Source organism: Actinomadura rugatobispora (assembly GCF_055379765.1).
Genome location: NZ_AP029191.1, coordinates 359,660 through 386,452, shown reverse-complemented (window position 1 = coordinate 386,452; position 26,793 = coordinate 359,660). Strand labels below are relative to the sequence as shown.

Here is a 26,793-nt window from a genome sequence, read left to right as displayed (position 1 = left end):
AGACAGTTACTCATAGCTCCGGTGCAACTACAACAGGCGATACCCTGGCGTGATGGTGACAGTCTGTGCCCGGCCGTGAGGGATGAGTGTTTCCGTCTGGAGTGAGCCGGTCCGTGCTCCGTCAGCTCCGCGGGCCGAACGCGGTCAGGAAGCGGTCGCGGAAGGTGTGCATGGGCCACACGGGGGCGTCCGGGCCGGGCCTCAGGCCGTCGTGCCAGCCCCAGCCGGAGATCCGCTCCAGCACGGCCGGGTCGCGGGCGACGATCGTGATGGGGACGTCACGGGTGGCGCCGTCCCCGGTGATGAGCGGGGCGGGCTGGTGGTCGCCGAGGAAGACGAGGACGAGGTCGTCGTCGCCGTACTTCTCCATGTAGGAGATGAGGGTGTTCAGCGTGTACTCGATGGAGCGCCGGTACTCGGTGCGGACCCGGCCGCGGTCGGGCCACGGGGGCATGCCCGCCCCCGGCATGCCGTTGAAGACCGAGCCGTCCCCGACCCGGTCCCAGTCGACGAGGCCGGACACCGACGACCAGGGGGCGTGGCTCGACACGAGGGGGATCTCCGCCATGACCGGAGCGCGGTCCCGCCTGGCGCGTTCGAGGCGTTCGAAGGCCGACAGGGTGTACTGGTCGGGCATGGTCGCGAAGCTGAAGCGCGGGCCGCGATACCCGAGGTTGCGGGAGTCGTAGACCTTGTCGTAGCCGAAGAAGTCCCCCTCCGGCCAGGCCCGGGTGATGCCCGGCATGACCGCGACGGTGCGCCAGGACGCCCGGCGGAACGCGCCGTTCAGCGTCAGCCGGTCGCTGGAGACCAGGCCGCGGTAGCGCTGCTGGTTGTCGATCCACAGGCCCGACAGCAGCGTCGCGTGCGCCAGCCAGCTGCCGCCGCCCGCCGTCGGCGAGGTGAGGAAGCCGCTCCGGGACGCGAAGCCCGCCTCGCGCAGACGGCGGCCTCCGGCGTCCAGCAGCGCGCCGACCTGCGGCGCGTACTGCGGGTCCTGGACGGCGTCGCGCCCGTAGCTCTCCACGAAGGCGACGACGACGTCCTTGCCGCGCAGTCCGGTCAGCAGGTCCGTGCCCGGGGTGCCGCGGTGGGCGTCGACGGCGGCCTGTGCGGCGAACACTTCCTGGTCCCGCAGGCCGGCGCGGATCTGGACGGCGCGGTCGTAGGCGAGGGAGGTTGGCCCGCCCCCGGCGACGGGCGTGTCCGGGACGATCTGCACGCCGGACGCGGCGCACAGCGCCCAGGCGATCCCGAGCACCGAGGCGGAGCCGGCCGCCGTGCCGCCGTGCCGGACCGCCGCGCCGGACAGGCGCAGCACCGACAGCGTCATGAGGACGACCACGGCGACGGCCAGGGCAGCGGCTGCGGCCACGGCGGCGACCGCCCCGGCCCCGCCGGCCGACTCCTCGACGAACTCCACCGCCGCCTCGATCGAGATCCAGTCGAGGACGGGGTCGAACGGCCGTGCCAGGACCGCCGAGAAACCCAGGTCCATGACCTTCGACACGGTCAGCAGCCCGAGAAGCGCCCCGCCCACCCCCGCCAGGACGCGCCTCGCACGCGCGGGGGCGAGCAGCAGTGCGGCCACGCCGAGCGCCGCTTCCAGGGGAAGGCGCACGAACCCGGCGGGTGTGAGGGCGTCGGCCTCGTCCGGGAGGAGCAGGGCGAGCAGCACCAGGCCGAAGGCCAGCGCGGTGGCGACGCGTGCCCTGAGGGGACGCCTGCCGGAGGGCGGCGGTTCGCCGTCCACGGCGCGATCGGCCGCGGACTCGGCGCGGGTGAGCAGCGGCAATCCGGGCGTCCTCCGTGTCGTCCCCACTGACCCACCGACTGTACGGCCGGAGGCGGGTCCCGGCGGCCGGTTTCCGGGCGCCGGGACCGAGATCACCGGCGGTAGATCGTGATCGAGTGGCCGACCGCGTCGATCCGCTCGCCGGTCCCGATCAGGGCGGCCAGCCGTCCGGAGGCCTTGGCGACCGAGCTGTCGGACACCACGAGCAGCCCGCGGACCTGGTCCGGCGGGACGCGGAGCGGGTCGGAGGCGCGGATGCCGTAGTGGGACGGCGCGCCGCTGCCCTTGTAGACGAGCCAGATCCGCTCGCCGGGATACCGCTCCCGGAGGCGGTCGGCGAGCCGTCCCAGGTCCTGGCCCCAGTCGACGTTGGAGTCGTGCAGGCGCTGGTGGGTCTTCGGCGGCCCGCCGAACGCCTCGTTGGAGTACGGCAGGTAGTAGGGGAAGGCCCGCAGCGAGCTGGCCGCGACGAGCACGACCAGGACCGCCGTCACCACCGGCGCCCCCCGCCACCGGAGGGCCGCCGTGCCGGCCGCCGCGACCGCCAGGAACACCGGGACGAAGATCGCGTAGCGGACGCCGAGGTCGCGCGAGCCGTTCATGGCCACGGCGAGCAGCACGGCCGCGGGCACCAGGACGTACGGCGCCGCCGCCCGCAGCCGGGGCACCGCGGCCATCGTCGCCGCGCCTCCCGCCCACAGGGCGAGCATGCCGAGGGGCGTCTTCACCAGCAGCGCGGCCGGCAGGTAGTACCAGAGCGAGCCCGAGTAGTGGCGGCCGAACAGGAAGCCGCCCCAGGTCCGGTCCTCGAACCCCCACTGGATGAGCATGCCGTCCCGGTACGGCCGGGGGAACGGCAGCGAGTTCGCCGCGAGCGCGCGCAGCCCGTCCACGGCGGGCATGCCCGGGGGCGTGGCCCACCGCAACCTGGGGTCGACGGCGAGGTAGCTCGCCCACACGACGGCGACCGCGACCACGCCCGTCACCGCCGCGGCCGCGAGGAGCCGTACCACGCCGGGCCGCTCCACGCCCTCATCATCGGGCTGCCGCCGGCCGTACGCCCAGACCGACAGCACCGCCAGCGCCAGCAGGACGGGGACGGCCGCAAGCGTGCTCATCTTCGTGGCCAAAGCCGCGCCGAGCGCCGTCCCGGCGAGCGGGAGGTAGAGGACCGGCCGCCGCCGTGCCCGCCACAGCAGCCACGCCGACGTCAGCAGCAGCCCCGTGGCGAGGACGTCGAGCGTGGCCAGCGATCCGTGCGCGATGACGTCGGGCGAGAACGCGTACAGCGCGAGGGCGGCCAGCCCTCCGGCACGGCCCGCGAGGTCGGCGGCGAACGCGAACACCACCAGCCCGAACAGCAGCGTCAGCACGATCATCGGCAGCCGCGCCATCAGCAGCAGGTGCTGCGGGTCGTTGCCCGACTCGTACAGCAGGCGCCGCCCGAGGTCCTCCTGCGTGCCGGTGAAGGCGGGGTCGAGGCGGGGGTCGGCGAACGCCAGCCCGGCCCCCATCACGAGCTTGCCCAGCGGCGGGTGCTCGGGGTTGTACCGCAGGCTGTGCTGCTGCGTGTAGACCACGGCCGCGCCCGCGTACACCGGTTCGTCGATGGTCGGGGACTGCTGGACGGCCGTCGTGACCATCGCCGCCGCCATCTGCGCGAGCAGCACGAGGACGGCCAGCACCGTGAGCGGGCGGCGGTGCCGCCGCAGCGCCTCCCACCGGCTCGGCCGAGTTCGGGTGCTTGGCGCCGCGAGCGGGTCGGACACGGCGGTCGGCGCCATCATCACCCTCTTCCTTCCCGCCGTCCCACGCGGCGCGTCGCCGGCACGGGCGCACGCCGGCCCGCCCCCCTATGTTCCTACGCGCGCCACGCCGCCACCGGTTCAGCCGACACGCCAGCACAGCTCAGACGGCCACCACCGGGACGCAGAACGCGCGGGCGGCCGCCGCCAGGGCCGTGACCAGGCTGAGCGCCACCGCGACGGCGACCGAGGGGCCGGGGCTGCGGGGTGCCTGTGGCTGGGGTCGGCCAGGCCACGGGGGCCCCTGTGACTCAGGCCGTGGGGGTACCTCGGGCTTGGGGCGGCGGTGCCTGTGGTTCGGGATCAACTATGGGTGTGCGGGGCTTGAGGTTCCGTGTCGGTCGGCCAGCGGCCCGTGGCTGGTTGTGGCGCCGGGGGTGCCAGCGCTGCGGGGGAGGTTGTGGCTCTAGGGCACGGTAAGAGGAGTCTTCGGTTGGGGGTTGGCCAACGTAGCGGAGGCTTGGCGGGGAGGCCGGGGGAGCTTGAGGTCGGGTTGGCTAGGGCTCGTGGTGGGCTTGCGGGTCGGGGGCGGTTGGTCGGGGTTCAGTCGCTGCCGCCTCCTCCTCCGCCTCCGGAGTCGTCGCTACCGCCGCCGTAGTTCCGGGCTGGGGGAGTGGTGTCGTAGGTGACGGTTCCGCCGTACCAGGTCCGGCGCGTCTGTTGGCGAGGGGCGAAGATCCGGCGCAGGTCGTCATCGTCGTCGATCCCCTCGACGCCCAGGACCGCCATCCGGTATCCCTCGGGTGGCGAATCGGCCAGTTCCTCCGATCGGCGGCGGCCGTTCCTCGACAGCACCGGGCGCCCTCCGCGCCGTGAGCGGCGCAGCAGGTTCCGGTCTTGCAGGCCGGCGGCGATCTCCTTGATCTCGGGGGACTCGGCGAGCTTCTGGACGAGGTTGGGCAGGGTCATGCCCTTGCCGGGAACCGCGTCGAGGAGCGCACGCTGGACGGGGTCCTGCGCGCGGTGCTCCAGCACCGTGACCCTGGGCCTGGCGACGGTGACGGTCACCCCGCCCTGCCGGCGCAGCGCGGCGAGGGCCACCATGACGACGCGCTCCGCGCCGCCGCGCAGGTAGGCGGCCTCGTAGAGGTCCAGCTCCCCAGCCATGCGTACCGTCCTCTCGCTTCTCGTGATCACCTCATGATCGTTTGCGGTCGGACGGGCGATGTGTCCGGAGACGCTTTTGGCCGCGTGCGGCCACGCGCCGTTCGGTGTCAGGCGATGCCGCCGTTGGCGTAGACGGTCTGGCCGTTGATCCAGCGCGCGGGGCCGGCGAGGAAGGAGACGACCTCGGCGATGTCGCCGGGCGTGCCCAGGCGCTCCAGGGGGTTCATCTTCGCCATCCGGTCGACGGTCTCCTCGTCCTTGCCGTCCAGGAACAGGGCGGTGGCGGTGGGGCCGGGGGCGACGGCGTTGACGGTGATGTCACGGCCGCGCAGTTCCTTGGCGAGGATCAGGCTGATCGCGTCGACGGCGCTCTTGCCGGCCGCGTACGCCGCGTAGGAGGGCAGGGCGAGCCTGGTCACCGAGGTGGAGAAGTTGATGATGGCGCCGCCGGAGCGGACCCGCCGCGCGGCCTGCTGGTCGACCACGAAGGTGCCGCGGATGTTGGTGCGGTGCATGCGGTCGAGCGCGTCGAGGTCGAGGTCGGCCACGGTGCCCAGGAGCATGATGCCGGCGGCGTGGACCACCACGTCGACGCCGCCGAAGGCGCGCTCGGCGGTGTCGAACAGCTCCGCGACGGCGTTCTCGTCGGCGACGTCGGCCCTGACGGCGATCGCCCGGCCGCCCGCCGCGGTGATCTCGGTGACGGTCTTCTCGGCTTCGGCGTCGTTGCCGGCGTAGGCGATCACCACGGCCTGGCCGTCGGCGGCCAGGCGCTGCGCCGCCTGCCGGCCGATGCCCCGGGATCCGCCGGTGACGATCGCGACGCGCTGGGGCTGGGTTGCGGTGCTCATGAACACGGTCCCTTCGTGCGGTAGCGCTGGTAATGGAATCATGGTATCGATGATACGTCAAACGACGATAACGCCTGGTTGGTATCGTCGATATCGTGGATACGCAGAACACCGCGCGGGAGCGGATCGTCCGGGCCGCGGCCGCACTGCTCGAGGAGGGCGGCCGCGAGGCGGTCTCCACCCGGGCGGTCAGCGCGGCGGCCAAGGTCCAGCCCCCGGCGATCTACCGCCTCTTCGGCGACATGCAGGGGCTGCTCGACGCGGTGACCAGCCACGGCATCGCCGAGTACCTGCGCACCAAGACCCAGCGGGAGCACGCGGCCGATCCGGTGGAGGACCTGCGCCGCGGGTGGGACCTGCACGTGGAGTTCGGCCTCGCCCACCCGGCCCTCTACACGCTCTTGTACGGCAATCCGCGTCCGGGGGTGGAGCCGCCGGCCGCCAGGGAGGCGGGCGAGATCCTGGCGGGCCTCGTCCACCGGGTCGCCGAGGCCGGACGGCTCCGCGTCGGCGTCGACGAGGCCGCCCGCATGATCCACTCGGCCGGGTGCGGGGTCACCCTGACGCTGATCGCCGCCGGGCCCGGGCATCGCGATCCGCACCTGTCACCCCGTAGCCGCGAGGCCGTCCTCGCCGCCGTGACCACCGGCGGCGCCATCGTCGCGGAGGCCCCCTCGCCGGTTCCCCACGCGGTCGCGCTCAAGGCCGCACTCCCCGCCATGGAGGCGCTCACCCCCGCCGAGAAGGTCCTCCTCGGCGAATGGCTGGACCGGCTCACGCGCCCCGCTGGTTGAGGCCGGTTCCACCTCACCCGGTCGAGCCGGGAGGGAAGTGGCGGCCTGTCCAGGCGGCCAGTTCGGCGCGGGCCGCGGCGAGTCGCTCGGGCGTCGCGGTGGCGGTGCTGACGATGAGGGCGAAGTGCGGCGTCCCGGCGGTGTCCGCCGGAGGGGTGAGTTGCAGCCGGTGCGCCGACTCGGCGCCGACCTCGCGGGTGGCCTTGACCGGCCCCGAGCCCGGGACGCCGTCGAACGTGCCGAGATCGCTGACGACGGTGGTGCCCGCCGGCGCGAACGACCGCGGCAGGTGCAGGTCGGTGGACGCCGCGGTGGCCGACCCTCTCCACACCAGTACGCCGAACTGGCGGTCCTTGACCAGCGCGGCGACGTTGGGCAGGGACGAGGGCACGGTCAGCCAGGCCTGCTGCCGTCCCGCCCCGGAGCGCGCCAGGTCCTCGTAGGCGAAGGCCAGGGTTTCGCCGTTCACCGCCGAGGGGTAGAGCCGGTCCAGGACGCGCGGGTCCAGCCGGAGCGTGACGTTGCCCGCGTCGTCGGCGGCCACGACCGAGTGGTCCTCGTCGTTCCACCCGTCGCCTTCGGTCTGCACCTTGTCGGGGTTGCCGTTCATCAACTCGTGGTGGCGGCCGCTGTAGACGTCCCAGTGCCACTGCATCGCCGACAGCACCTGCCCGCCGGCGGCCGGGCCGTTCCACCAGTTCCGGCCGGGGACGCCGTAGTCCATCGCCTGGTACATCGCCCGGATCATCCACGGGGTGCGGTCGCTGCCCGACCCGGAGAGCTTGTTGCCGAACTCCGAGACCAGCGGCGCGGTGCCCAGTTCCGCGGCCCGCTGCCGGATCTCGTTCATCGGCGCGTCGTAGGTCCCGTCGGACGCCGGGGTGGGGTCGAGGGTCATCCGCGCCCCGTCGTAGTAATGGCTGTTGAAGACCATCCGGGGACCCAGGCGCCCGACCGACGCCATGCCGCCCTCCTCGAAGAAGGTGGTGTTCCAGAAGACCAGCGGCTCGACGAAGGCGGGCTTGGCCGTCCAGCCCGCCTCGTCCATGGCGGTGCGGAAGCGCTGGTAGAACGGCATCAGATGGGTCTTCTCCCACTCCAGGCCGCTCTTGCCGTCCAGGCCGCCGTCGAAGGGTTCGTTGAAGGGGTCGAACCCGATGATGCTCTCGAAGGCCTGCGCGGGGAGCTTCTGCTTGAGGTGGGTCATGGTCGCCTTGGCCTGCGTGAGGAAGGCGTCCTGGACGCCGACCGGCCCGGCCGCCGTCGTCAGGACCCGGTTGCGCCAGAAGTCGCGGGCGGCCTGGCGCACGGCCGCGTTGTTCTGCATGTTCTGCCCCCACAGCAGGCAGATGCCGCAGGACTCCTTCGGATAGTTCCCGGCCCGGATCACCCATGCGGGGGCGCCGTCACCGGTGTACCAGCTGCCGGCGTTGAACAGGTGGGAGGAGTACAGGTCCTGGTGGTAGTCCAGCAGGACGCGGAAGCCCCGGTCGGTGAACGCCCTGATCTGCGCGGCGGCCCGGTCGAGATAGGCGTGGTCGATCCGGTCGGGGGCCGGCTGCACGCCCTCCCAGCTGATCAGGAAGCGGATCGCGTTGGCGCCGGTCAGGTCGCGCATCGCCTGCGCGGACCTGGCGGCGTCGGCCGTGCCGCGGAACGGGAGCAGGCCGTTCTCGTACAGCTTGGTGCTGCCCGAGACGTTGAAGCCGCGCAGCGTGACCTCGCGGCCGTCGCCGTCCCGGAACACCCAGCGCCCCCCTTGGGGGGAGACGACGACGGTGCCCTGCTCCTGCGCGGCGAGGGCCGGTGCGGGGGTGAGTGCCAGGAGTGCGGCCGAGACGATCGCGAGGGCGGCGCGGAGCGCGGGCATGGGCGGGAGCCTTTCGCCTGGGGCGGGGCTCCACTGTGCAAGAATCTTCTTGCACACGCAAGAGCTATCTTGCCTCCGTGCCATCCACCACACGCGAGCGCATCCTGGACGCCGCCCTGGAGCTGATCCAGGAGCGCGGCTTCGGCGGCACGACCGTCACCGGCATCGAGGAGCTGGCCGGGCTCTCTCCCGGCAGCGGCAGCTTCTACCGGCACTTCCGGTCCAAGGAGGAGGTGTTCCGGAGCGTCTTCGAACGGGAACTGGACCGCGCCCGGCGGCACCGCGAGGCGTTCGAACGCGGACCCGTCACCGCCGACCCCCGCGACGCGCTCACCCGCCGCCTCCTGCAGCAGCTCGACTACCTCGCCCGGATCAGGCCGCTGATCACGCTGCTCGCCCGCGAGCACGGCAGGTTCCCCGAGCTCACCCGCACCGTCCGCAGCGCGCTCCTGGACCAGGGCATCGCCGAGGAGGCCGACCACCTGGCACGGGACCTGCCGGGCGCGCCCGGCCACGACGACCCGCACGCGCTGCTCGCCGTCGTGGTCTCCGCCCTCACCGGATACCACCTGTCCTCGGAGTTCTTCGGCCGTCCACCGGCCGGCATCGACCCCGCCCGGTTCGCGACCGCCCTGGCCGCGCTCATCACCGGCCCCCCGCAGGAGGCGTCCCGCACCGACGGGTGAGGCCGGGGCGGAGTGGCGGGAACCGGCCAACGCTCCGATCTCCAGGACCGTCGCCGCGCCTCCGGGATTTGCTGGTCGGAAGATCGGCGTACCGGCCTGAGGAGGGTGTGGCGTTGGGAAGCGACAGCACGCACGAGGGGAACGGGACCGAAGCCGGTCGGCGCGATTTCCTGCGCTGGCTGTCGCTGGCGGGGGCGGGGCTGGGCGCGGGCCTCGCGGCCGGCGGCGCGCTGCCCCTGATCCCCGCGGCGCAGGCGCGGGCCGCGATGCGGCGGGGCGAGGTGCTCGTGCTGAACGGCGCGACGGTGATCGACGGCACCGGGGCGCCCCCGCGGCGCGACACCACCGTGGTGCTGGTCGGCGACCTCATCGCGTGGGTCGGCCCGCGGCGCGAGGTGCCGCTGCCGGCGGGCGCCCGGGTCGTGGACGCGCGCGGCAGGTTCGTCGTCCCGGGCCTGTGGGACATGCACACCCACTGGACGGTCCTGGAGAAGATCGTCCCGCCGCTGTGCCTGGCGAACGGCGTCACCGGGATCCGCGAGATGTGGGGCTACCCCGAGGTGCGCGCGGTGCGCGAGCGGATCGACCGCGGCGAACTGCCCGGCCCGCGGATCGTGATGGCCAGCACGATCATCGACGGGCCCGTCACCCTGCTCGGACCGCCCGCGGAACTGGTGGGCACGGCCGCGGAGGCGCGCGCGGCGGTGCGCCGGGCCAAGGAGGACGGCTCCGACTTCATCAAGATCTACTCGTATCTGAGCCGCGAGTGCCTGGAGGCGGTCGCCGACGAGGCGCGCCGGGTCGGCCTGCCCTTCGCCGGGCACCACGTGTACCGGATGCCGGTCGGCGAGGTGAGCGACGCGGGCATGCGCAGCTTCGAGCATCTGCACGGCATCCCGGTCCCGCTGTCGAGCAGGGAGGCGGAGTTCCGCGCGATCATGGACGGGACGCCGATGGACCCGGCCGATCCGCGGGCGTTCTTCAAGACGATGCGGGAACTGGAACGGCAGGCCGCGGCCACCTACAGCCCGGGCAAGGCCGCGAGGATGTTCGCCCGGTGGGTCCGCAACGGCTCCTGGCAGTCGCCGACGCTGACGGTCAACCGGGTGATGTCCTCGCCGGCCGACACCTTCGCCGATGATCCGCGCCTGAAGTACATCCCCCGCGACCTGCGTCCCGGATGGGCGAGCGCGGTCAGGGTCTACGCGCCGTCGACGCCGGAGGAGATCGTCCGGCAGCGCGACTTCCTGCGGTTCCGGCTGGATCTGGTCGGGGCGATGGACCGCGCGGGCGTCGGGCTCCTGGCCGGGACCGACTGCGGGAACCCCTACTGCTTCCCCGGCTCGGGCATCCACGACGAGCTGGAGCTGCTGGTCGAGGCGGGGCTCACCCCGATGCGGGCGCTGCGCACGGTGACCCGGGACGCCGCGCGCTTCCTGGGCCGCGAGGCGACGATGGGCACGGTCGCCCGGGGCAAGGTCGCCGACCTGGTGATCCTGGACGCCGACCCGCTGGCCGACATCCGCAACGTCCGGCGGATCGACTCCGTGGTGACCAAGGGCCGTCTCATCACCCGCGAGGAGCGCGCACGGATGCTGGCCGGCGTCGAGGCCGCCGCGGAGGAGCCGGTGGCCTCGACGCTGCGCTCGCCCGCGCTGCCGGCCTGCGGCTGCCTCCCCGCCGGCTGACCCGCGCCGGCGGTGTCACCCGCCCTGAACGCGCTTGCGCAGGACGCCGCCGTACTCGTACACCTTGGGGTCGAGCCTGGAGGCGCCCTCGTACCGGGCGATCTCGGCGGGCACCGGCGGGAGCGGCGGCTGCAGGTCCATGGGGCGCCACCGCTCCAGGTTCACCAGGCCCGGTTCCACCGGATCCAGGTCGGACAGCAACCGGTCGACCTCGGCCGGGGTGCGGGTCTGCCAGGGGATGCCGGCGGCGGTGACGCGCTCGGTCATCAGCGCGCCCTCCGCCGGGTCCTCGCACACCACCTGGGAGAACGTCAGGTGGCTGCCCGGCGCCGCCCGGTCGAGGATCGCGGTCAGCACGCGGCGCGGCTCGAACGCGTCGGGCAGGTGGTGGCCGACCGACAGGAACAGCACGGCGACCGGCTCGTCGAAGTCGATGAGCCGCCGCAGGTCCGGGTGCGCCAGGATCTCTCCTGGTCGCGCATGTCGGCGGTGATGACGGCGGTGGTGGCGTTGTCGGACAGCAGCGCGCGGCCGTGCGCGAGCACGACCGGGTCGATGTCGACGTACACGACGCGGGCGCCGGGGGCGATGCCCTGGGCGACCTGGTGGACGTTGCTGTCGGTGGGGAGCCCGCAGCCCATGTCGACGAACTGCCGGATTCCCGCTTCGAGGGTCAGGTACCGGACGGCCCGGTAAAGGAACAGCCGGTTCTGCCGGGTGATGTCCAGGCCCGCCGGGAAATGTTCGAGTTGAGTCCTGATGAACTGCCGGTCGACCTCGTAGTTGTCCTTGCCGCCCAGCAGCCATCCGTAGGCGCGCGCCGAGGTCGGCACGTCGCTCGGAGTTCCGGGCAGGGCGGGGCTCTGGCTGTCGGTCACTGAGCGTTTCCCCCGTTGACGTTCCGGTTCCGGGACTCGGCGTTTCACCGGAAACCGTACTCCTTCCGCCCGCACCGCGTGATCTTTTGCGGACGATCCGGCCGCCGCGACCCGAATTAGCGGAATTTCGGCCGGGCCACCCGATTGACCGGCGATTCGATCGGTACGACACTGAAAAGCGCAGGTAAAGCCATTCGGGCGAGGAGGTGCTCGATGGACAGGAAGTGGTATCGCTGGCAGGACTGGGTCGCGCTCGTCGCCGGTCTCCTGGTCGCCGTTCCGGAGACGCGGACCAGGCGGTCCGCGCACGCCTGACCGGCCGGTGAAGGACGACGAACACAGTCGCCGGCCAGGCCCGCGGCCCGGCCGGCGACGAAGGGCGAAGGGATTTCGCCGGCGCGATCCCTTCGACCGGCGACGCGCCGGCGGGAGAATGGCCCGTCCCGCCGCCGAGTCCGATCTTCGCGGGCCAATCGCCTCACATCGCAGGCCATTCGCTATACGGTCTTCTCGCCGGGTCCGCACGGCCGCCGACGCCGCTCTCAAGGCGCCGCCCGAACTGCGCGCCATCGCCCGGGAGAACCGGGCCTTTCTGGAACGGGCCGTCCGGCACCTGGTGAAGTCCGGGGTCAGGAAGTTCCTCGATATCGGCACCCCGCTGACCGCCTGGCCGGCCGGGCCGGGCCTCACTCCAGATGGACGATCGGCGGCGGGTAGTCGACCGTGCGCCGGCGCGCCGCCGGAAGGGTCCACGGCCGGTGGACGCGCGGCGGCTCGAGGTCCGCGAGCTCGGGGACGTACCGGCGGACGTAGTCGCCCGAACGGTCGAACCGGGCCGCCTGCCGCAGGGGGTTCATGACCCGGTTCGGGCGGGTGTCGTTGCCCGTTCCGGCCACCCACTGCCAGTTGCCCGCGTTGTCGGCGATGTCGCCGTCCGCCAGCAGGTCGCCGAAGTGCCGCAGCCCCTCCCGCCAGTCGACCTCGAGGTTCCGGGTGAGGAACGAGGCGGTGATCAGGCGGGCGCGGTTGTGCATGAACCCCTCGCGGCGCAGCTGGCGCATCCCCGCGTCCACGATCGGGACGCCGGTCCTGCCGTCGCGCCAGGCGGCCAGGGCGTCCTCGTCCCGGTTCCAGCGCCGCCCGCGCGGCCGGTAGTCGCGCCGGGGGAGGTCGGGGAAGGCCGCGGCGACCTGGTGGTGGAAGTCCCGCCAGGCGAGCTGCCGCCGCGGCCCCTCGGGCACGGCGTTCGCCAGTTCCAGCGGGGAGACGCAGCCGAACCGCAGGTACGGGCTGAGCCGCGAGGTGCGGTCGGCGGCGAGGTCGTCGTGGACGTCGTCGTAGTCCGCGGCGTCCTGGGCCAGCCAGGCCTCCATGCGCGCGCGTCCCGCCCGCTCCCCGCCTTCGGCCAGGTCGGGGGAGGGCGTTCCGGAGGTCAGGGAGGCCAGGCGCGGCAGCGCTCCGGGCCGGACACCCGGGGCCGGGCGCAGCTTCCGGGGCGTGTCCGCGACCGGCCGGTGCCGTGCCGCGGACCAGGCGCGCCAGTACGGCGTGAACACCCGGTAGTGGTCGCCGCCCGCCGGGGTGAGGGCCCCCGGCGGGACCACCGTGACCCCCGGGCAGGCCGTCACCTCCAGACCGGGGGCGATGCCGCGCAGCGCCGCCAGCCGCCGCGTCGCGTACGCCGACCGGTCGTCGGCGAGGAACACGGTGCGCGCCCCCGTCTCCCCGGCCAGCCGCGCGACCTGCGCCGCCGGGTCGCCGCGCCGCACGACCAGGTCGCCGCCCAGGCCGCGCAGCGACTCCCGCAGGTCGGCGAGGCTGTCGTGCAGGAAGCGGACGCGGTTGGGCGCGGCGAACCGCCCGTCCAGGATCGCGTCGTCGAGGACGAACAGGGGCACGACCCGGTCCGCCCGGCACGCCGCCGCCAGCGCCGGATTGTCGCGTATCCGCAGGTCCCGGGTGAACAGCATGAGCGAGGTCTCCATCACCCGGTTCTTCGGGACGGGGCCCGCGCCCGGATGCGTCCGGTGCGATCGTTCCCGCCGAACACCTGGTAGACCGTACGCTTTGCGACCGGGAGTCGACGAGCGGGACAGGAGGCGCATTGGGCGGGCCCCCGGACCAGGAGGCCGGGCTGGGCGTGGGCGCGGTGGCGCAGCGCCTCGGCGTGGCCGCGTCCACGCTGCGCACCTGGGACCGCCGGTACGGCATCGGCCCCAGCCGCCGCAGTTCGGGCAGCCACCGCCGGTACGCCCCCGCGGACGTCGCCCGGCTGGAGATCATGCAGCGGCTGATCCTGGAGGGCGCCCCGCCGGGCGAGGCCGCCCGGGTGGCGCTGGAGGCGCCGCCCGCCGGATCGCCGGCGCCGCGGGCCCACGGTGCCGGCGGCAACCGGATCCCCGTCGGCGAGCAGCCGGGCACCGCGCGGTCCACGGAGGTCCGCGGCCTGGCCAGGGCCGCGATGGCGCTGGACGCCCCGGCGATGGCCCGCGCCGTGCGGAGCGCGCTCGAGCGCGACGGGGTCGTGCGGGCCTGGGACGGGCTGTTCGTGCCCGTCCTCGACGGTATCGGCCGCAAGCACGCCGCGACCGGCGACTGCGTGGACGTGGAGCATCTGCTGTCCGGGGTGCTGCTGGAGTGCCTGGCCGAGGTGCCGCCCCCGGCGTCGCCCTTGAACACGCGGCCCGTCCTGCTCGCGTGCGCTCCCGAGGAGCAGCACAGCCTGCCGGTGTACGCGCTGGCCGCCGCGCTGTCGGAGGCCGGCGTCGCCGTGCGGCTGCTGGGCGCGCGGGTGCCGCCGCGGGCCCTGGCCTCCGCCATCCGGCGGAGCGGCCCGTGCGCCGTCTTCGTCTGGTCGCAGATCGCCGAGACCGGCGACCCCGGCTGGCTGGACGATCTTCCCCGGGCGCGCCCGGCGGTCAGGCTCGTGATCGGCGGGCCGGGCTGGGCGGGGGACCGGCTGCCGGAGGCGGTCCGGGTGGTCGCCAGCCTGCCCGAGGCCGTCGCCGAGCTGGAGTCCGCCAGCGGGTCGTCCTGACCCGTTTGTCCTGATCCAGGCAGGTCATTCCGCTTCTTTTGCCCACCCTCGGTTGCGCACGCCCCCACTCTTCGACTATGAACAAGTTTTGAAGCGGTTTATCGCGGAGGGGTGGACGATGACTCTCGGAGAGCGGCTCGCACGCGGCGACGAGGCGGCGCTGACCGAGTGCTACGGCGCGCTCGGCCCGCTCGTCCGCCGCGTCGCGGCCAGGCTGGTGCCAGGCCACGCCGTGGACGACGTCGTCCAGGTCGTCTTCCTGGAGGTCTGGCAGTCCCGGGGGCGCTACGACCCGTCCCGCGCCCTGGAACCCTGGGTCCTGTCCATCGCCCGCCGGCGCGCCATCGACCGGCTGCGCGCCGAGGCCCGCCATTCCCGCCGGACGGTGCCCCTGGAGGAGGACGCCCGGATCCGCGACGAGACCCCGGCCATCGACATCGCCTGCGACGTGCGCGAGGCCCTGGGCAGGCTGCCCGCGCCGCAGCGCCAGGCGCTCGTCCTGGCCCACTTCGGGCAGCTGACCCAGCCGGAGATCGCCGACCGGCTGGCCATCCCGCTCGGCACCGTCAAGGCCCGCACCACCCGCGGGCTCCGCAGGCTGGGAACACTCCTGTGAGCGCCCACCCGCGCCCCCGGCTCGCGGTGTCCAGCTGCCTCCTGGGCGCCCCGGTCCGCTACAACAGCGGCCACAGCCGGGACCGCTTCCTCACCGGAGCGCTCGCGCCGCACGTGGACTGGGTGCCCGTCTGCCCGGAGATGGAGATCGGCCTGGGCGCGCCCAGGCCCACCCTGCGCCTGCTCACCGGCGGCCGCCTCGTCACCAAGGACCGCGCCGCCGACCACACCGACGCGATGACCGGCCTGGCGCGGGGCAGGATCTCCGACCTCACCGACATCGACGGTTATGTCCTGAAATCGCGCTCGCCCAGCTGCGGGCTGCTCGGCCTGCCCCGCTACGCCTCCGGGCGGCCGGGCGAGCGCACCGACGGGCAGCCGGTGGACCGCCGCGGCCGCGGCGTGTGGGCCGGGCTCGTCCAGGACGCGCTTCCCGACCTGCCCGCGGAGGAGGACGGGCGGCTGCGCGACCCGGTGCTGCGCGAGCACTTCATCGAACGCGTCTTCGCCCAGGCCAGGCTGCGCGAGCTCTTCGACGGCGACTGGCGCCCCCGCGACCTCGTCGACTTCCACAGCAGGCACAAGCTGCAGATCCTCGCCCACGACCCGGCCGGCTACCGGACGACCGGCCGGATCGTCGCGCGGGCGGGCGTGCGGGACCGCGGCAGGCTGGAGGCCGACTACCGCCGCGCCTTCGGCGAGGCCTTCGCCGTCCGGGCCGGGCGCGGGCGGCACGGCAACGCGCTCCTGCACGTCCTGGGCCCCCTGAGCGAGCGGCTCGACCGGACCCGGCGCCACGACATCGTCACCACGATCGAGGCCTACCGCCGGGGCGAGGCGCCGCTGAGCGTCCCGATCGCCCTGCTCCGCCACCACGCCGAAGGCGAGGACCACGACTACCTGGCCCGGCAGACCTACCTGGACCCCTTCCCCGCCGATCTCGTCCTCCGCCACCACCTCTGACGCGGCAGGCGCCGCCGGAACCGCTCCAACGTCGACCGCGTCACCGATCACGCTGACGCGCGTCCTCAGGCCGGGTGGTTCCTCCGCCGCCGCCCCGGAACTACTCGGATTGAGGATGTGGCCCCCACGCGGGTCCGGCGAGCATCGAGGGCGAGGAGGGGGTGCCTGCCCGGGCACCCCAGCGAAGGAGGTTTCGCGATGACGCAGCAACCCGTTCGCCGGACCGGCGGCAGGAACGTCGCCGTGTACGACCCCGCCCGCCAGTTCGAGGAGCTGCACGACCAGATGGGCCAGCTCCTGAACCTCGCCTTCGGGCTGCCCCCGGGCGTCCAGGCGCAGGTCGAGGGACCCTGGATCCCGGCCGCCGACGTGTCCGAGAGCGAGGACGCCTACATGGTCGAGATCGATGTGCCCGGCGTGCACAGGGAGGACCTGGACATCCAGCTCAACGACCGCGAGCTGACGGTCGCCGGGGAGATCGTCGAGAAGGAGCGCGCCAAGCTCCGCCGCCGCACCCGCAAGGTGGGCCGGTTCGAGTTCAGCGGCGTCCTGCCGGGCGATGTGGACGCCGACAGGGTCGAGGCGAAGCTCGAGCACGGCGTGCTGACCCTGACGCTGCCCAAGGCCCAGGCCGCCAAGCCGAAGCACATCGAGGTCTCCCGCTGACCGCCCGCCCGCGGCCACGCGTGCCGGCGTGGCCGCGGACCGCGGCTGACCGGCCGCGCACGCCGCCGGATCCGTGCGGCCGCCGGAGCCGTGCGGAAGGGCCCGTCAGGTCGGGGGATGTGGACGGCGCGGGAACGTGCCGACCCTGGGAGGTGCGGGCGCCGGGCGGAGGGCTCGGGGCGCCGGAACCGCCGGGAACGGAACCGGAGGAGGGTACGGAGCGATGGCGAAGGCAGTCGGAATCGATCTCGGCACGACGAACTCGGTCATCGCCGCGATGGAGGGCGGCCAGGCGAACGTGATCCCCAACGCCGAGGGCGCGCGCACGACGCCCTCGGTGGTGGCCTTCACCGAGCAGGGCGAGCGGCTGGTGGGCCAGCTGGCCCGGCGCCAGGCGATCCTCAACCCGAAGGGGACGATCACCTCGGCCAAGCGCTTCATCGGCCGCAAGTACGACGAGGTCACCAGCGAGATGAGGGCGGTGTCCGCCGACGTCGTGGAGGGGCCGGACGGGGCGGTGCGCTTCGACGTGCGCGGCCGGACCTACGCGCCGGAGGAGATCTCGGCGCTGGTCCTGCGGAAGCTGGCGGAGGACGCGGGCCGGTACCTGGGGGAGAAGGTCACCGAGGCCGTGATCACGGTGCCCGCCTACTTCAACGACGCCCAGCGCCAGGCGACCAAGGACGCGGGCCGGATCGCCGGCCTGGAGGTGCTCCGGATCATCAACGAGCCGACCGCGGCGGCGCTGGCCTACGGGCTGGACAAGCGGGCCGACGAGAGCGTGCTGGTGTTCGACCTGGGCGGCGGCACCTTCGACGTGAGCCTGCTGTCGATCGGCGACGACGTGGTGGAGGTCCGCGCCACCTCCGGCGACGGGCACCTGGGCGGCGACGACTTCGACCGCCGCGTGGTGGACCACCTGGCCGAGGAGTTCAAGCGCGAGAACGGGATCGACCTGCGCGAGGACCCGCAGGCGCTGCAGCGGCTCTTCGAGGCGGCCGAGAAGGCCAAGGTGGAGCTGTCGTCGGTCACCCGGACGCATGTGAGCATGCCGTTCATCACCGCCGACGCGAGCGGCCCCAAGCATCTCGACACCACGCTGATGCGCTCGACGTTCGAGCAGATCACCGCGGACCTGGTGGAGCGGTGCACCGGCCCGGTGAAGCGGGCCATGGCCGACGCCAAGGTCACCGCCGACGACATCGACGAGGTGATCATGGTGGGCGGCTCCACCCGGATCCCCGCCGTGCAGGAGCTCGTCCGCCGGCTGACCGGCGGCAAGGAGCCCAACCTCACGGTCAGCCCCGACGAGGTCGTGGCGCTGGGCGCGGCCATCCAGGCGGGCGTGCTCAAGGGCGAGGTGAAGGACGTCCTGCTCCTGGACGTCACCCCGCTGTCGCTGGGGCTGGAGACCCTCGGCGGCGTGATGACCAAGGTCATCGAGCGCAACACCACGATCCCGGCCCGGCGGACCGAGACCTTCAGCACCGCCGAGGACGACCAGACCGCCGTGGACGTGGTGGTGCTCCAGGGCGAGCGCGAGCGGGCCGCCGACAACCGGGTGCTGGGCCGCTTCCGGCTGGGCGAGATCCGGCCCGCCTCGCGCGGTGAGCCGCAGATCGAGGTGACCTTCGACATCGACGCCAACGGGATCCTCGACGTCGCGGCGCGGGACAGGGACACCGGGGCCGAGCAGACCATCACCATCAGCGAGAGCGCCAACCTCGACACCTCCGAGATCGAGCGGATGGTCGCCGAGGCGGAGCGGCACCGCGACGAGGACGCCCGGCTGCGCGAGCTGATCGACGCCCGCAACGAGCTCGACTCGGCCGCCTACCAGGTCGAGCACCGCGTCCAGGAGATGGGCGACGCGGTGCCCGAGCACGAGCGGGCGCGCGCCGGGATGCTGGTCGGCGACGCGCGGCAGGCGGTCAAGGAGGAGGCGCCGCTGGACCGGATGCGCTCACTGAGCGGCGAACTGCGCCAGCTCTACCACGGCCTGGGCGCCGCGGGCGGATCCGGCCGGACGGGCCCCTCGGGAACCGGCACCGGAGACGAAGGCGGAGGCGGCGACGATGTCATCGACGCCGAGTTCACCACGTCGGACTGATCCCGTGGCTGGGGAGCACGGGACGCGGGACGACCGCCCCGGGAACGCCGAGCCCGAGACCACGATGGATCCCGCGCTCGCCGACGCCCACGAGCGGGTCGCGGAACTGGAGGACCTGCGCCGCCGCGCCCTCGCCGACCTCGACAACGCCCGCAAGCGGGCCGCCCGCGACCTGGACCGCGAGCGCGAACGGGAACGCGCCCGGGTGGCGACGGAATGGCTGGCGGTCCTCGACAACCTGGAACGCGCGCTCGCGCACGCCGGATCCGACGCGCACGCCGTCATCGACGGCGTCCGGGCGGTGCGGGACCAGGCCGTGGGGCTGCTGGACCGCCTGGGCTACCCGCGCCGCGACGAGTCGGGCGTGCCCTTCGACCCGTCCAGGCACGCCGCCGTGGGCACCCGCGCCGGGACGGGCGCGCCGCCCGGCACCGTGGTGGAGGTCGTCCAGCCCGGCTACGGCGACGGGGAGCGGCAGCTGCGTCCCGCGATGGTCGTCGTGGCGGCGGAAGAGGACGGCTGATGGCACCGGTCCGCGACCCGTACGAGGTGCTGGGAGTGCCCCGGGACGCCGACCAGCCGCAGATCCAGCGGGCCTACCGCGGGCTCGCCCGCGAGCACCACCCCGACGTCAACAAGGACCCCGAGGCGGAGGAGCGTTTCAAGGACGCCTCCGAGGCGTACGCGATCCTGTCCGACCCGGACAAGCGGCGCCGCTACGACGCCTTCGGCCCCGACTTCGAGCGCGTCCCGGAGGACGTGGACCCGGAGACCTGGGCCCGTGCCCGCGCCGGGGCGGGCGCCGGCCCGTTCGGCGGCTTCGGCGGCGGCTTCGAGGGCGGCGCGTACGAAGGGGGCCGGTACGAAGGCGGCTTCGAGGGTGCCGGCATCGAGGACCTGCTCGGCGGCCTCTTCGGCGGTCGCAGGGCCGGCCGGGCCGGCTGGGGCGGCCCCGCGCCGGGCGCCGACCAGGAGGCCGAGCTGGAGGTGACGGTCGAGGAGGCGTACCGGGGAGGCAGGCGGACGCTCACCCTGGGCGGCGGCTCCCGGCGGCGCACCGTCGACGTCGCCATCCCGCCCGGGGTCACCGACGGGCAGCGGATCAGGCTGGCCGGGCAGGGCGGCCGCGGCATGGAGGGCGGCCCGGCGGGCGACCTGTACCTCGTCGTCCGCCTCGCCCCGCATCCCCGCTACCGGGTCGAGGGCCGCGACCTGCACGTCGACCTGCCGCTCGCGCCGTGGGAGGCGGCGCTGGGCACCACCGCGCCGGTGGACACCCCCGGCGGTGAGGCCAAGGTCGGCGTGCCGCCCGGCTCGTCGAGCGGCCGGCGTCTCCGGCTGCGCGGGCGCGGCCTGCCCGATCCGCGCGGCGCGCCGGGCGACCTGTACGCCCGGGTGCGCGTGCTGGTGCCCGGGAAGCTCACCGGCGAGGAGCGGCGGCTGTTCGAGGAGCTGGCCGCCGCCTCGTCCTTCGACCCGCGGAGGCGCTGATGCCCTACGCCATCGTCCATGTCCGCCCGGCCGCGCTCGACCTGGAGTCGTTCGCGCGCGCCACCGGCACCCATCCCGACCTGGTGCGCAGGCTGGTGGTGCTGGGCGTCCTGGACGCCCGGCAGGGCCCGGACGGGCGGCTGTGGTTCGCGCCCGCCCAGGTCGCCCGGATGGCGCGCGTCCGCAGGCTGCGCGCGGGATTCTCGCTCAACTACACCGCCCTGGGCCTGGTCATCGACCTGCTCGACCGCATCGCCGTCCTGGAGGAGGCGCTCCGCGCCGGACCCGGACCCGACTCGGAAGGATGATCGTGGACATCGACCGGCTGACGCAGAAGTCCCAGGAGGCCCTGCGCGAGGCGCAGAGCAAGGCGCTCGAGCACGGCCACACCGAGGTGGACGGGGAGCACCTGCTGCTGGCACTGCTGGACCAGGGGGACGGCCTCGTACCGCGGCTGCTCGACGAGGCCGGGACCGATCCCGGCCTGCTGCGCGCCGACCTGGAGGACGATCTGCGGCGGCGCCCCAAGGTCACCGGGCCGGCGGCGCAGCCCGGCCAGGTGCTGGTCACCCAGCGCCTGGCGCGGCTGCTGGACGCGGCCGAGCGCGAGGCGCGCCGGCTCAAGGACGAGTACGTCTCGGTCGAGCACCTCATGATCGGGCTGCTGGACGAGGGGCCGGGGACCGCGTCCGAGCGGCTGCTGCGGCGGCACGGGCTGAACCGCGAGCGGTTCCTGGAGGCCCTCACCGGGGTCCGCGGCCACCAGCGGGTGACCTCGGCCACGCCCGAGCAGGCCTACGAGGCGCTGGAGAAGTACGGGCGCGACCTGGTCTCCGACGCCCTGGCGGGCAGGCTGGACCCGGTGGTCGGGCGCGACTCGGAGATCCGCCGGGTGATCCAGATCCTGTCCCGCAAGAGCAAGAACAACCCGGTGCTCACCGGCGACCCCGGAGTCGGCAAGACCGCGATCGTGGAGGGCCTGGCGCAGCGGATCGCGCACGGCGACGTCCCCGAGGGGCTCAAGGACAAGACGGTCTTCAACCTCGACATGGGCGCCCTGGTGGCCGGGGCGAAGTACCGGGGCGAGTTCGAGGAGCGGCTGCGCGCCGTCCTGGGCGAGGTCCGCGCCGCGGAGGGCCGCATCCTGCTGTTCGTGGACGAGCTCCACACGGTCGTGGGCGCCGGCGCCACGGAGGGGGCGATGGACGCCGGGAACATGCTCAAGCCGATGCTGGCCCGCGGCGAGCTGCACATGATCGGCGCGACCACCCTCGACGAGTACCGCAGGCACATCGAGAAGGACGCGGCGCTGGAGCGCCGTTTCCAGCCGGTGCTGGTGGACGAGCCCTCGGTCGAGGACACCGTCTCCATCCTGCGCGGCCTGCGCGAGCGGCTGGAGGTCTTCCACGGGGTCACGATCCAGGACGCGGCGCTGGTCGCGGCCGCGACGCTGAGCCACCGCTACATCTCCGACCGGTTCCTGCCCGACAAGGCGATCGACCTGGTCGACGAGGCGTGCGCGATGCTGCGCACCGAGATCGACTCCATGCCGTCCGAGCTGGACGGGCTCACCCGCAGGGTGATGCGGCTGGAGATCGAGGAGGCGGCGCTGGCCAAGGAGGACGACGCCGCGAGCCGGGACCGGCTCGCGGACCTGCGCGGGGAGCTGCGGGAGGCGCGCGCCGAGGCCGACGCCATGCGCGCCCAGTGGGAGGCCGAGCGGCGGTCGCTGCGGCACGTCCAGGACCTGCGCCGGGAACTGGAGCAGGTCAAGCAGGAGACCGACCGGGCCGAGCGCGACTACGACCTCGGCCGGGCGGCCGAGCTGCGCCACGGCAGGCTGCCCGAGCTGGAGCGCAGGCTGCGGGCCGAGGAGGAGCGGCTGGCCGCCAAGCAGGGCGGGCGGCGGCTGCTGCGCGAGGTCGTCACCGAGGGCGAGATCGCGGGCATCGTGTCCCGCTGGACGGGGATCCCGGTGAGCCGGCTGCAGGAGGGCGAGCGGGAGAAGCTGCTGCGGCTGGACGAGATCCTGCACGAGCGGGTCATCGGCCAGGACGAGGCGGTCCAGGCGGTGGCGGACGCGATCCTGCGGGCCCGTTCGGGCATCAAGGACCCGCGCCGCCCGATCGGGTCGTTCATCTTCCTGGGGCCGACCGGCGTCGGCAAGACCGAGCTGGCGCGCACGCTGGCCGCGGCGCTGTTCGACACCGAGGACAACATGGTGCGCATCGACATGAGCGAGTACCAGGAGCGGCACACGGTGAGCCGGCTGGTCGGCGCCCCGCCCGGGTACGTGGGCTACGAGGAGGGCGGGCAGCTCACCGAGGCCGTCCGCCGCAAGCCGTACTCGGTGGTCCTGTTCGACGAGATCGAGAAGGCGCACACCGACGTGTTCAACCTGCTGCTGCAGGTGCTCGACGACGGCCGCCTCACCGACTCCCGGGGCCGCACGGTCGACTTCCGCAACACCGTGCTGATCATGACGTCCAACATCGGGTCCGGCCACCTCCTGGACGGGGTGACTGCGGACGGCGAGGTCAAGCCGGAGGCGGAGAGCCGGGTCATGGCCGAGCTGCGCGCCCGCTTCCGCCCCGAGTTCCTCAACCGGGTGGACGACATCGTGCTGTTCAAGCCGCTCACCGAGGCGCAGATCGAGCGGATCGTGGACCTGATGTTCGAGGACCTGCGGGCCCGGCTCGCCGACCGCCGGATCGGGCTGGAGGTGACCGGCGAGGCCCGCCGGGTCATCGCCGCGCAGGGCTACGACCCCGTGTACGGGGCGCGGCCGCTGCGCCGGTTCATCGCCCGCGAGGTGGAGACCCGGATCGGCCGCGCGCTGATCGCCGGGGAGGTCCGGGACGGCATGGTGGTGCGGGTCGACGCGCGGCACGGCGAGCTGGCCGTCGGCCTGGAGCCTCCGGCCCCGGCCTCCGAGGACGCCGCGTCCTAGAGGCGCAGCGCGGCGAGCCCGGGTGGCGAGTTCGAGGTCGAACCGCCTCTCGGGATCGGACAGCTCGTGCCCGGTGAGCATCCTGACCCGCCTCACCTTCGAACGGCGCGGCTGAACCAGCCCCCTGTCGCCCGTGAGACCACCGTGCACGTGGGGGTGAGTTCGCTCCCCGGGGTCAACACGGCGAGGGTCCAGTGGGGAGGGAGGCGGGCCTCGGACCGGACCACGGACCCGTGGGAGCGGAGCGACCACACCGGGGGTTCCAGGGGGTCGCCCCCTGGGCCAATACGACGAGAGCCCAGCGGGGAGGGAGGCGGAGCCTCGGACCGCACCACGGCCCGTGGGAGCGGAGCGACCACACCGGGGGTTCCAGAGGGTCACCCCCTGGGCCAACACGACGAGAGCCCAGTGGGGAGGGAGGCGGGCCTCGGACCGGACCACGGGCCGTGGGAGCGGAGCGACCACACCGGGGGTTCCAGGGGGTCGCCCCCTGGGCCAACACGACGAGAGCCCAGCGGGGAAGGAGACGCAGTCTCCGACCACACTGGGCCCAGGGATCGAGTGGGCGATACTGGGATTGAACCAGTGGCCTCTACCGTGTCAAGGTAGCGCTCTCCCACTGAGCTAATCGCCCGCGAGCGTGCCCCGCAGGGGCGCGTTCGTTGAGGTGGAGACGGGATTTGAACCCGTGTACACGGCTTTGCAGGCCGTTGCCTCGCCTCTCGGCCACTCCACCAGAGCGAGACTGTTGCCTCACCTCAGAGCGGAAGACGGGATTTGAACCCGCGACCCTCACCTTGGCAAGGTGATGCTCTACCCCTGAGCCACTTCCGCTTGTGCTGCTCGGGGCCGGGGCCCCTTGCGGCGACGGGAAGAACATTAGCGTGTCCCGGCCGCTTCCCCAAACTGGATTACGGGGGTGGTTCGAGCGGCGTCGAAGCGTGAGCCGCCTAGGGTCGGACATATGACCGGTTATCAGGCGGACATCGCGCCGGTCGCGGCCCTGATGGGGGACCGCGGGCGGGCGGCGATGCTCACGGTGCTGCTGGACGGGCGGCCGCTGGCGGCCGGGGAGCTGGCGCGGACGGCGGGGGTGAGCGCGCAGACGGCCAGCGCGCACCTGGGGCGGCTGCTGGACGGCGGGCTGGTGACCGTGATCAGCCAGGGGCGGCACCGGTACTACCGGCTGGCGGGCCCCGAGGTGGCGGAGGTCATCGAGGCGCTGAGCCGGATCAGCCCCGCGGTGGAGGTGCGGAGTCTGCGGCAGTCGAGGGAGGCGCGCAGGCTGCACCGGGCGCGCAGCTGCTACGACCATCTGGCCGGTGAGGCGGGTGTCGCCCTGTACGCGGCGCTGATCGGGGGCGGTCTGATCGAGGCGGCCGCGCGGGGGGCGGCGTCGTTCGACGCGACGGTGAAGGGCGAGGAGCGGTTCGGCGAGCTGGGGATCGACGTCGGCGGCCTGCGGCGGGCGCGGCGGCGGTTCGCGGGGGAGTGCCTGGACTGGACGGAACGGCGGCCCCATCTGAACGGGGCGCTGGGGGCTGCCCTGCTGTCGCGGTTCCTGGAGTTGGAGTGGCTCGAACGGGGGAAGGGCCGCGGGCTGTGCGTGACCGAGGCCGGCGACAAGGGGCTGGCCGATTCGTTCGGGTGCGTCCTGCCGTGAACGAGTTCGCCTACGTCGGGGGCCGGCTGGCCACCGGGCTGGTGGATTTGACCTCCGATCCCGGCGCGCTGGAGTCGCGGGGCTGGTGGGCGGTCGTCGTCACCTACGAGGGCAAGGTCACCTGTGCCCGGTTCGAGCATGTAAGGCAGGGGCCTCATCCCAGGGGACGTTGGGCGCCGCCAGGCGAGTGGATCACGTCGCTGGACGAGGCGGCCTACATGCAGGGGGTCGAACGCATACGGGAGGCCATCGGGGAGGGCATCGTCTACCAGGCCAATCTGTGCCGGGTCCTGAGTGCGCCCATGGGACGGGACGCGGACATCGCGGGGCTGGGTCAGAGGCTGGTGGAGAGGCATCCGGCGCCGTACGCGATGACCCTCCGGCTGCCCGGCGTCGAGATAGCGAGCGCCTCCCCGGAGCTGTATCTGGCGCGGGAGGGGGAGGTGGTGGAGTCGCGTCCGATCAAGGGGACGGGCCGTACCGAACAGGACCTGCTGCCCAAGGACCGGGCCGAGAACGTGATGATCGTGGATCTGGTCCGCAACGATCTGGGCCGGGTGGCCGGGGTCGGGTCGGTGACGGTGCCGGAACTGTGCGCGGTGGAACGGCATCCGGGGCTGGTGCACCTGGTCTCGACCGTCCGGGCGCGGCTCGCGCCGGGGAGCGGCTGGCCGGAGCTGGTGGCGGCCACGTTTCCTCCCGGTTCGGTCACCGGCGCGCCGAAGTCGAGCGCGCTGGCCTTGCTGGATGCGCTCGAACCTGTTCCCCGCGGGCCGTACTGTGGGGCCATCGGCTGGGTGGACGCGGACTCCCGGCGCGGGGCCCTGGCGGTCGGGATCCGGACGTTCTGGGCCGAGGAGGGCCTGCTGCGGTTCGGTACCGGGGCGGGGATCACCTGGGGGTCCGAGCCGGCCCGTGAATGGCGCGAGACCGAGCTGAAGGCGGCTCGGCTATTGGAGGTGGCTGCCGGTGGCGGCGGTGCGGGGCAAGATCTGGCTCAACGGGGACCTGCTCGATCCCGACCAGGCGCTGGTGTCGGTGTTCGACCACGGGATGCTGGTGGGGGACGGGGTCTTCGAGACGGTGAAGGCCACCAACGGTGAGCCGTTCGCGCTCACCCGGCACCTGCGGAGGCTGGCCCGTTCGGCGGCCGGGCTGGGGCTGCCCGAGCCCGACCAGGACGCGCTGGCGCACGGCGCCCTGGAGGTGCTGGCCGCGGCGCCCAAGTGGCCGCTGGCCCGTCTCCGGATCACCTACACCAGCGGGTACGGGCCGCTCGGGTCCGACCGGGGGACCGCCGGGCCGACCCTCTCGATCATCGCGGCGGAGCAGAAGCCGTTCCCCGCGACGGCGGCGGTGACCGTGGTGCCGTGGCCGCGCAACGAGCGGGGCGCGCTGAGCGGGCTGAAGACGACCTCGTACGCGGAGAACGCGCTGGCGCTGGCCTACGCCAAGGAGCGCGGCGGCGGCGAGGCGATCTTCGGGAACCTGGCCGGGAACCTGTGCGAGGGCACCGGCACCAACATCTTCGTGGTCCGCGGCGGCCGGCTGGTCACGCCGCCGCTGTCGTCGGGCTGCCTGGCCGGGGTGACGAGGGCGCTGGTGCTGGAGTGGTTCGGCGCCGAGGAGGAGGACCTCCCGCTGGAGGACCTGTACCGGGCCGAGGAGGCGTTCCTGACCTCCACGACCCGTGACGTCCAGCCGATCGGCCTGGTCGACGGAACGGGGCTGCCCGCGGCGCCCGGCCCGGTCACCGCCAAGGCGATGGAGGCGTTCAAGGCCCGTTCCGCGGAGCTGATGGATCCCTGACGCGCCCGCTCCGCG

At 73.6% G+C, this 26,793-nt stretch carries 21 protein-coding genes, 3 tRNA genes and 2 pseudogenes; 16 read left to right on the top strand and 10 right to left on the bottom strand.

Annotated elements, in window-relative coordinates:
* Positions 1-121 precede the first annotated feature (121 nt).
* From ACZ466_RS01495 to ACZ466_RS01480, 4 genes are all read right to left on the bottom strand, one after another.
* Positions 122-1,795 (bottom strand): alkaline phosphatase family protein, encoded by a 1,674-nt coding sequence (locus ACZ466_RS01495; RefSeq protein ID WP_378280873.1) that lies wholly within the window; start codon positions 1,793-1,795, stop codon positions 122-124.
* Between the two features lie 92 nt (positions 1,796-1,887).
* A complete protein-coding gene (locus ACZ466_RS01490) occupies positions 1,888-3,582 on the bottom strand; it encodes an ArnT family glycosyltransferase (RefSeq protein ID WP_378280874.1) in 1,695 nt (564 codons plus the stop codon).
* A 561-nt stretch (positions 3,583-4,143) separates the two neighbouring features.
* A complete protein-coding gene (locus ACZ466_RS01485; protein WP_378280875.1) occupies positions 4,144-4,737 on the bottom strand; it encodes a TIGR04222 domain-containing membrane protein in 594 nt (197 codons plus the stop codon).
* Between the two features lie 77 nt (positions 4,738-4,814).
* Positions 4,815-5,558: an SDR family oxidoreductase gene (locus ACZ466_RS01480; protein WP_378280876.1), complete on the bottom strand. Its 744-nt coding sequence runs from the start codon at positions 5,556-5,558 to the stop codon at positions 4,815-4,817.
* Between the two features lie 95 nt (positions 5,559-5,653).
* Here ACZ466_RS01480 and ACZ466_RS01475 point away from each other — a divergent pair, with 95 nt between their 5' ends.
* A complete protein-coding gene (locus ACZ466_RS01475; RefSeq protein ID WP_378280877.1) occupies positions 5,654-6,352 on the top strand; it encodes a TetR/AcrR family transcriptional regulator in 699 nt (232 codons plus the stop codon).
* 13 nt (positions 6,353-6,365) lie between these two features.
* On the opposite strand, the gene ACZ466_RS01470 is transcribed toward ACZ466_RS01475, so the two are convergent.
* The gene (locus ACZ466_RS01470; RefSeq protein WP_378280878.1) at positions 6,366-8,222 is read right to left on the bottom strand and encodes a cellulase family glycosylhydrolase; all 1,857 of its coding nucleotides are present in this window, start codon (positions 8,220-8,222) and stop codon (positions 6,366-6,368) included.
* A gap of 77 nt (positions 8,223-8,299) precedes the next feature.
* On the opposite strand from ACZ466_RS01470, the gene ACZ466_RS01465 reads away from it, so the two are divergent.
* Together ACZ466_RS01465 and ACZ466_RS01460 are read left to right on the top strand one after the other, a co-directional pair.
* Positions 8,300-8,908: a TetR/AcrR family transcriptional regulator gene (locus tag ACZ466_RS01465; RefSeq protein WP_378280879.1), complete on the top strand. Its 609-nt coding sequence runs from the start codon at positions 8,300-8,302 to the stop codon at positions 8,906-8,908.
* Between the two features lie 113 nt (positions 8,909-9,021).
* Positions 9,022-10,596 (top strand): amidohydrolase family protein, encoded by a 1,575-nt coding sequence (locus ACZ466_RS01460; protein ID WP_378280880.1) that lies wholly within the window; start codon positions 9,022-9,024, stop codon positions 10,594-10,596.
* A gap of 15 nt (positions 10,597-10,611) precedes the next feature.
* On the opposite strand, the pseudogene ACZ466_RS01455 reads toward ACZ466_RS01460, so the two are convergent.
* Positions 10,612-11,429, bottom strand: a pseudogene (locus tag ACZ466_RS01455) (SAM-dependent methyltransferase).
* A gap of 478 nt (positions 11,430-11,907) precedes the next feature.
* Between ACZ466_RS01455 and ACZ466_RS01450 the strand changes: the two are divergent.
* Positions 11,908-12,123: pseudogene (locus ACZ466_RS01450) on the top strand (SAM-dependent methyltransferase); the annotation flags it as partial.
* Between the two features lie 37 nt (positions 12,124-12,160).
* On the opposite strand, the gene ACZ466_RS01445 reads toward ACZ466_RS01450, so the two are convergent.
* On the bottom strand, positions 12,161-13,459 hold the full coding sequence (locus ACZ466_RS01445; protein WP_378280881.1) for a cryptochrome/photolyase family protein: 1,299 nt from the start codon (positions 13,457-13,459) through the stop codon (positions 12,161-12,163).
* A 119-nt stretch (positions 13,460-13,578) separates the two neighbouring features.
* Between ACZ466_RS01445 and ACZ466_RS01440 the strand changes: the two genes are divergently transcribed.
* From ACZ466_RS01440 to clpB, 9 genes are all read left to right on the top strand, one after another.
* Positions 13,579-14,511: a MerR family transcriptional regulator gene (locus tag ACZ466_RS01440; protein ID WP_378280882.1), complete on the top strand. Its 933-nt coding sequence runs from the start codon at positions 13,579-13,581 to the stop codon at positions 14,509-14,511.
* Positions 14,512-14,629: 118 nt separating this feature from the next.
* Complete coding sequence (locus ACZ466_RS01435; protein ID WP_378280883.1) at positions 14,630-15,127, top strand: RNA polymerase sigma factor; 498 nt, start codon at positions 14,630-14,632, stop codon at positions 15,125-15,127.
* On the top strand, positions 15,124-16,089 hold the full coding sequence (locus ACZ466_RS01430) for a YbgA family protein (RefSeq protein ID WP_378280884.1): 966 nt from the start codon (positions 15,124-15,126) through the stop codon (positions 16,087-16,089). Before ACZ466_RS01435 ends, ACZ466_RS01430 begins: the two co-directional genes overlap by 4 nt.
* Before the next feature lie 198 nt (positions 16,090-16,287).
* Positions 16,288-16,755, top strand: coding sequence for an Hsp20/alpha crystallin family protein (locus ACZ466_RS01425; protein WP_378280885.1), 468 nt, complete (start codon positions 16,288-16,290; stop codon positions 16,753-16,755).
* Positions 16,756-16,978: 223 nt separating this feature from the next.
* On the top strand, positions 16,979-18,865 hold the full coding sequence (dnaK, locus tag ACZ466_RS01420) for a molecular chaperone DnaK (RefSeq protein ID WP_378280886.1): 1,887 nt from the start codon (positions 16,979-16,981) through the stop codon (positions 18,863-18,865).
* Positions 18,866-18,869: 4 nt separating this feature from the next.
* Positions 18,870-19,388 (top strand): nucleotide exchange factor GrpE, encoded by a 519-nt coding sequence (locus ACZ466_RS01415; protein WP_378280887.1) that lies wholly within the window; start codon positions 18,870-18,872, stop codon positions 19,386-19,388.
* Entirely contained in the window at positions 19,388-20,356 is a 969-nt protein-coding gene (locus ACZ466_RS01410; RefSeq protein ID WP_464042683.1) for a DnaJ C-terminal domain-containing protein, read from the top strand. Before ACZ466_RS01415 ends, ACZ466_RS01410 begins: the two co-directional genes overlap by 1 nt.
* The gene (locus ACZ466_RS01405) at positions 20,356-20,664 is read left to right on the top strand and encodes a chaperone modulator CbpM (RefSeq protein WP_378280889.1); all 309 of its coding nucleotides are present in this window, start codon (positions 20,356-20,358) and stop codon (positions 20,662-20,664) included. Before ACZ466_RS01410 ends, ACZ466_RS01405 begins: the two co-directional genes overlap by 1 nt.
* Positions 20,665-20,666: 2 nt before the next feature.
* Positions 20,667-23,306 carry an ATP-dependent chaperone ClpB gene (gene clpB, locus ACZ466_RS01400; RefSeq protein ID WP_378280890.1) on the top strand — a complete coding sequence of 880 codons (2,640 nt, stop codon included), beginning with the start codon at positions 20,667-20,669 and terminating at the stop codon, positions 23,304-23,306.
* Positions 23,307-23,868: 562 nt separating this feature from the next.
* On the opposite strand, the gene ACZ466_RS01395 is transcribed toward clpB, so the two are convergent.
* The 3 genes from ACZ466_RS01395 to ACZ466_RS01385 form a co-directional block, all read right to left on the bottom strand.
* Positions 23,869-23,940, bottom strand: a tRNA-Val gene (locus ACZ466_RS01395).
* A gap of 31 nt (positions 23,941-23,971) precedes the next feature.
* Positions 23,972-24,042: transfer RNA gene (locus tag ACZ466_RS01390), tRNA-Cys, on the bottom strand.
* A 26-nt stretch (positions 24,043-24,068) separates the two neighbouring features.
* Positions 24,069-24,140: transfer RNA gene (locus tag ACZ466_RS01385), tRNA-Gly, on the bottom strand.
* A 130-nt stretch (positions 24,141-24,270) separates the two neighbouring features.
* Here ACZ466_RS01385 and ACZ466_RS01380 point away from each other — a divergent pair.
* Genes ACZ466_RS01380 through ACZ466_RS01370 form a run of 3 tightly spaced genes read left to right on the top strand, consistent with a single transcriptional unit; the run spans position 24,271 to position 26,778 of the window.
* The gene (locus ACZ466_RS01380) at positions 24,271-24,969 is read left to right on the top strand and encodes an ArsR/SmtB family transcription factor (RefSeq protein WP_378280891.1); all 699 of its coding nucleotides are present in this window, start codon (positions 24,271-24,273) and stop codon (positions 24,967-24,969) included.
* Entirely contained in the window at positions 24,966-26,072 is a 1,107-nt protein-coding gene (locus ACZ466_RS01375; RefSeq protein ID WP_378280892.1) for a chorismate-binding protein, read from the top strand. The genes ACZ466_RS01380 and ACZ466_RS01375 overlap by 4 nt, the downstream gene beginning before the upstream one ends.
* Complete coding sequence (locus tag ACZ466_RS01370) at positions 25,960-26,778, top strand: aminotransferase class IV (RefSeq protein WP_378281023.1); 819 nt, start codon at positions 25,960-25,962, stop codon at positions 26,776-26,778. Before ACZ466_RS01375 ends, ACZ466_RS01370 begins: the two co-directional genes overlap by 113 nt.
* The last annotated feature ends 15 nt before the right edge of the window (positions 26,779-26,793 follow it).

Bases quoted from the DNA above. Each gene is read 5' to 3' on its own strand.
- ACZ466_RS01490 (WP_378280874.1), bottom strand. From the start codon at position 3,582: ATGATGGCGCCGACCGCCGTGTCCGACCCGCTCGCGGCGCCAAGCACC.
- ACZ466_RS01445 (WP_378280881.1), bottom strand. From the start codon at position 13,459: ATGGAGACCTCGCTCATGCTGTTCACCCGGGACCTGCGGATACGCGAC.
- ACZ466_RS01480 (WP_378280876.1), bottom strand. From the start codon at position 5,558: ATGAGCACCGCAACCCAGCCCCAGCGCGTCGCGATCGTCACCGGCGGA.
- ACZ466_RS01380 (WP_378280891.1), top strand. From the start codon at position 24,271: ATGACCGGTTATCAGGCGGACATCGCGCCGGTCGCGGCCCTGATGGGG.
- ACZ466_RS01435 (WP_378280883.1), top strand. From the start codon at position 14,630: ATGACTCTCGGAGAGCGGCTCGCACGCGGCGACGAGGCGGCGCTGACC.
- ACZ466_RS01405 (WP_378280889.1), top strand. From the start codon at position 20,356: ATGCCCTACGCCATCGTCCATGTCCGCCCGGCCGCGCTCGACCTGGAG.
- dnaK (WP_378280886.1), top strand. From the start codon at position 16,979: ATGGCGAAGGCAGTCGGAATCGATCTCGGCACGACGAACTCGGTCATC.
- ACZ466_RS01470 (WP_378280878.1), bottom strand. From the start codon at position 8,222: ATGCCCGCGCTCCGCGCCGCCCTCGCGATCGTCTCGGCCGCACTCCTG.
- ACZ466_RS01425 (WP_378280885.1), top strand. From the start codon at position 16,288: ATGACGCAGCAACCCGTTCGCCGGACCGGCGGCAGGAACGTCGCCGTG.
- ACZ466_RS01410 (WP_464042683.1), top strand. From the start codon at position 19,388: ATGGCACCGGTCCGCGACCCGTACGAGGTGCTGGGAGTGCCCCGGGAC.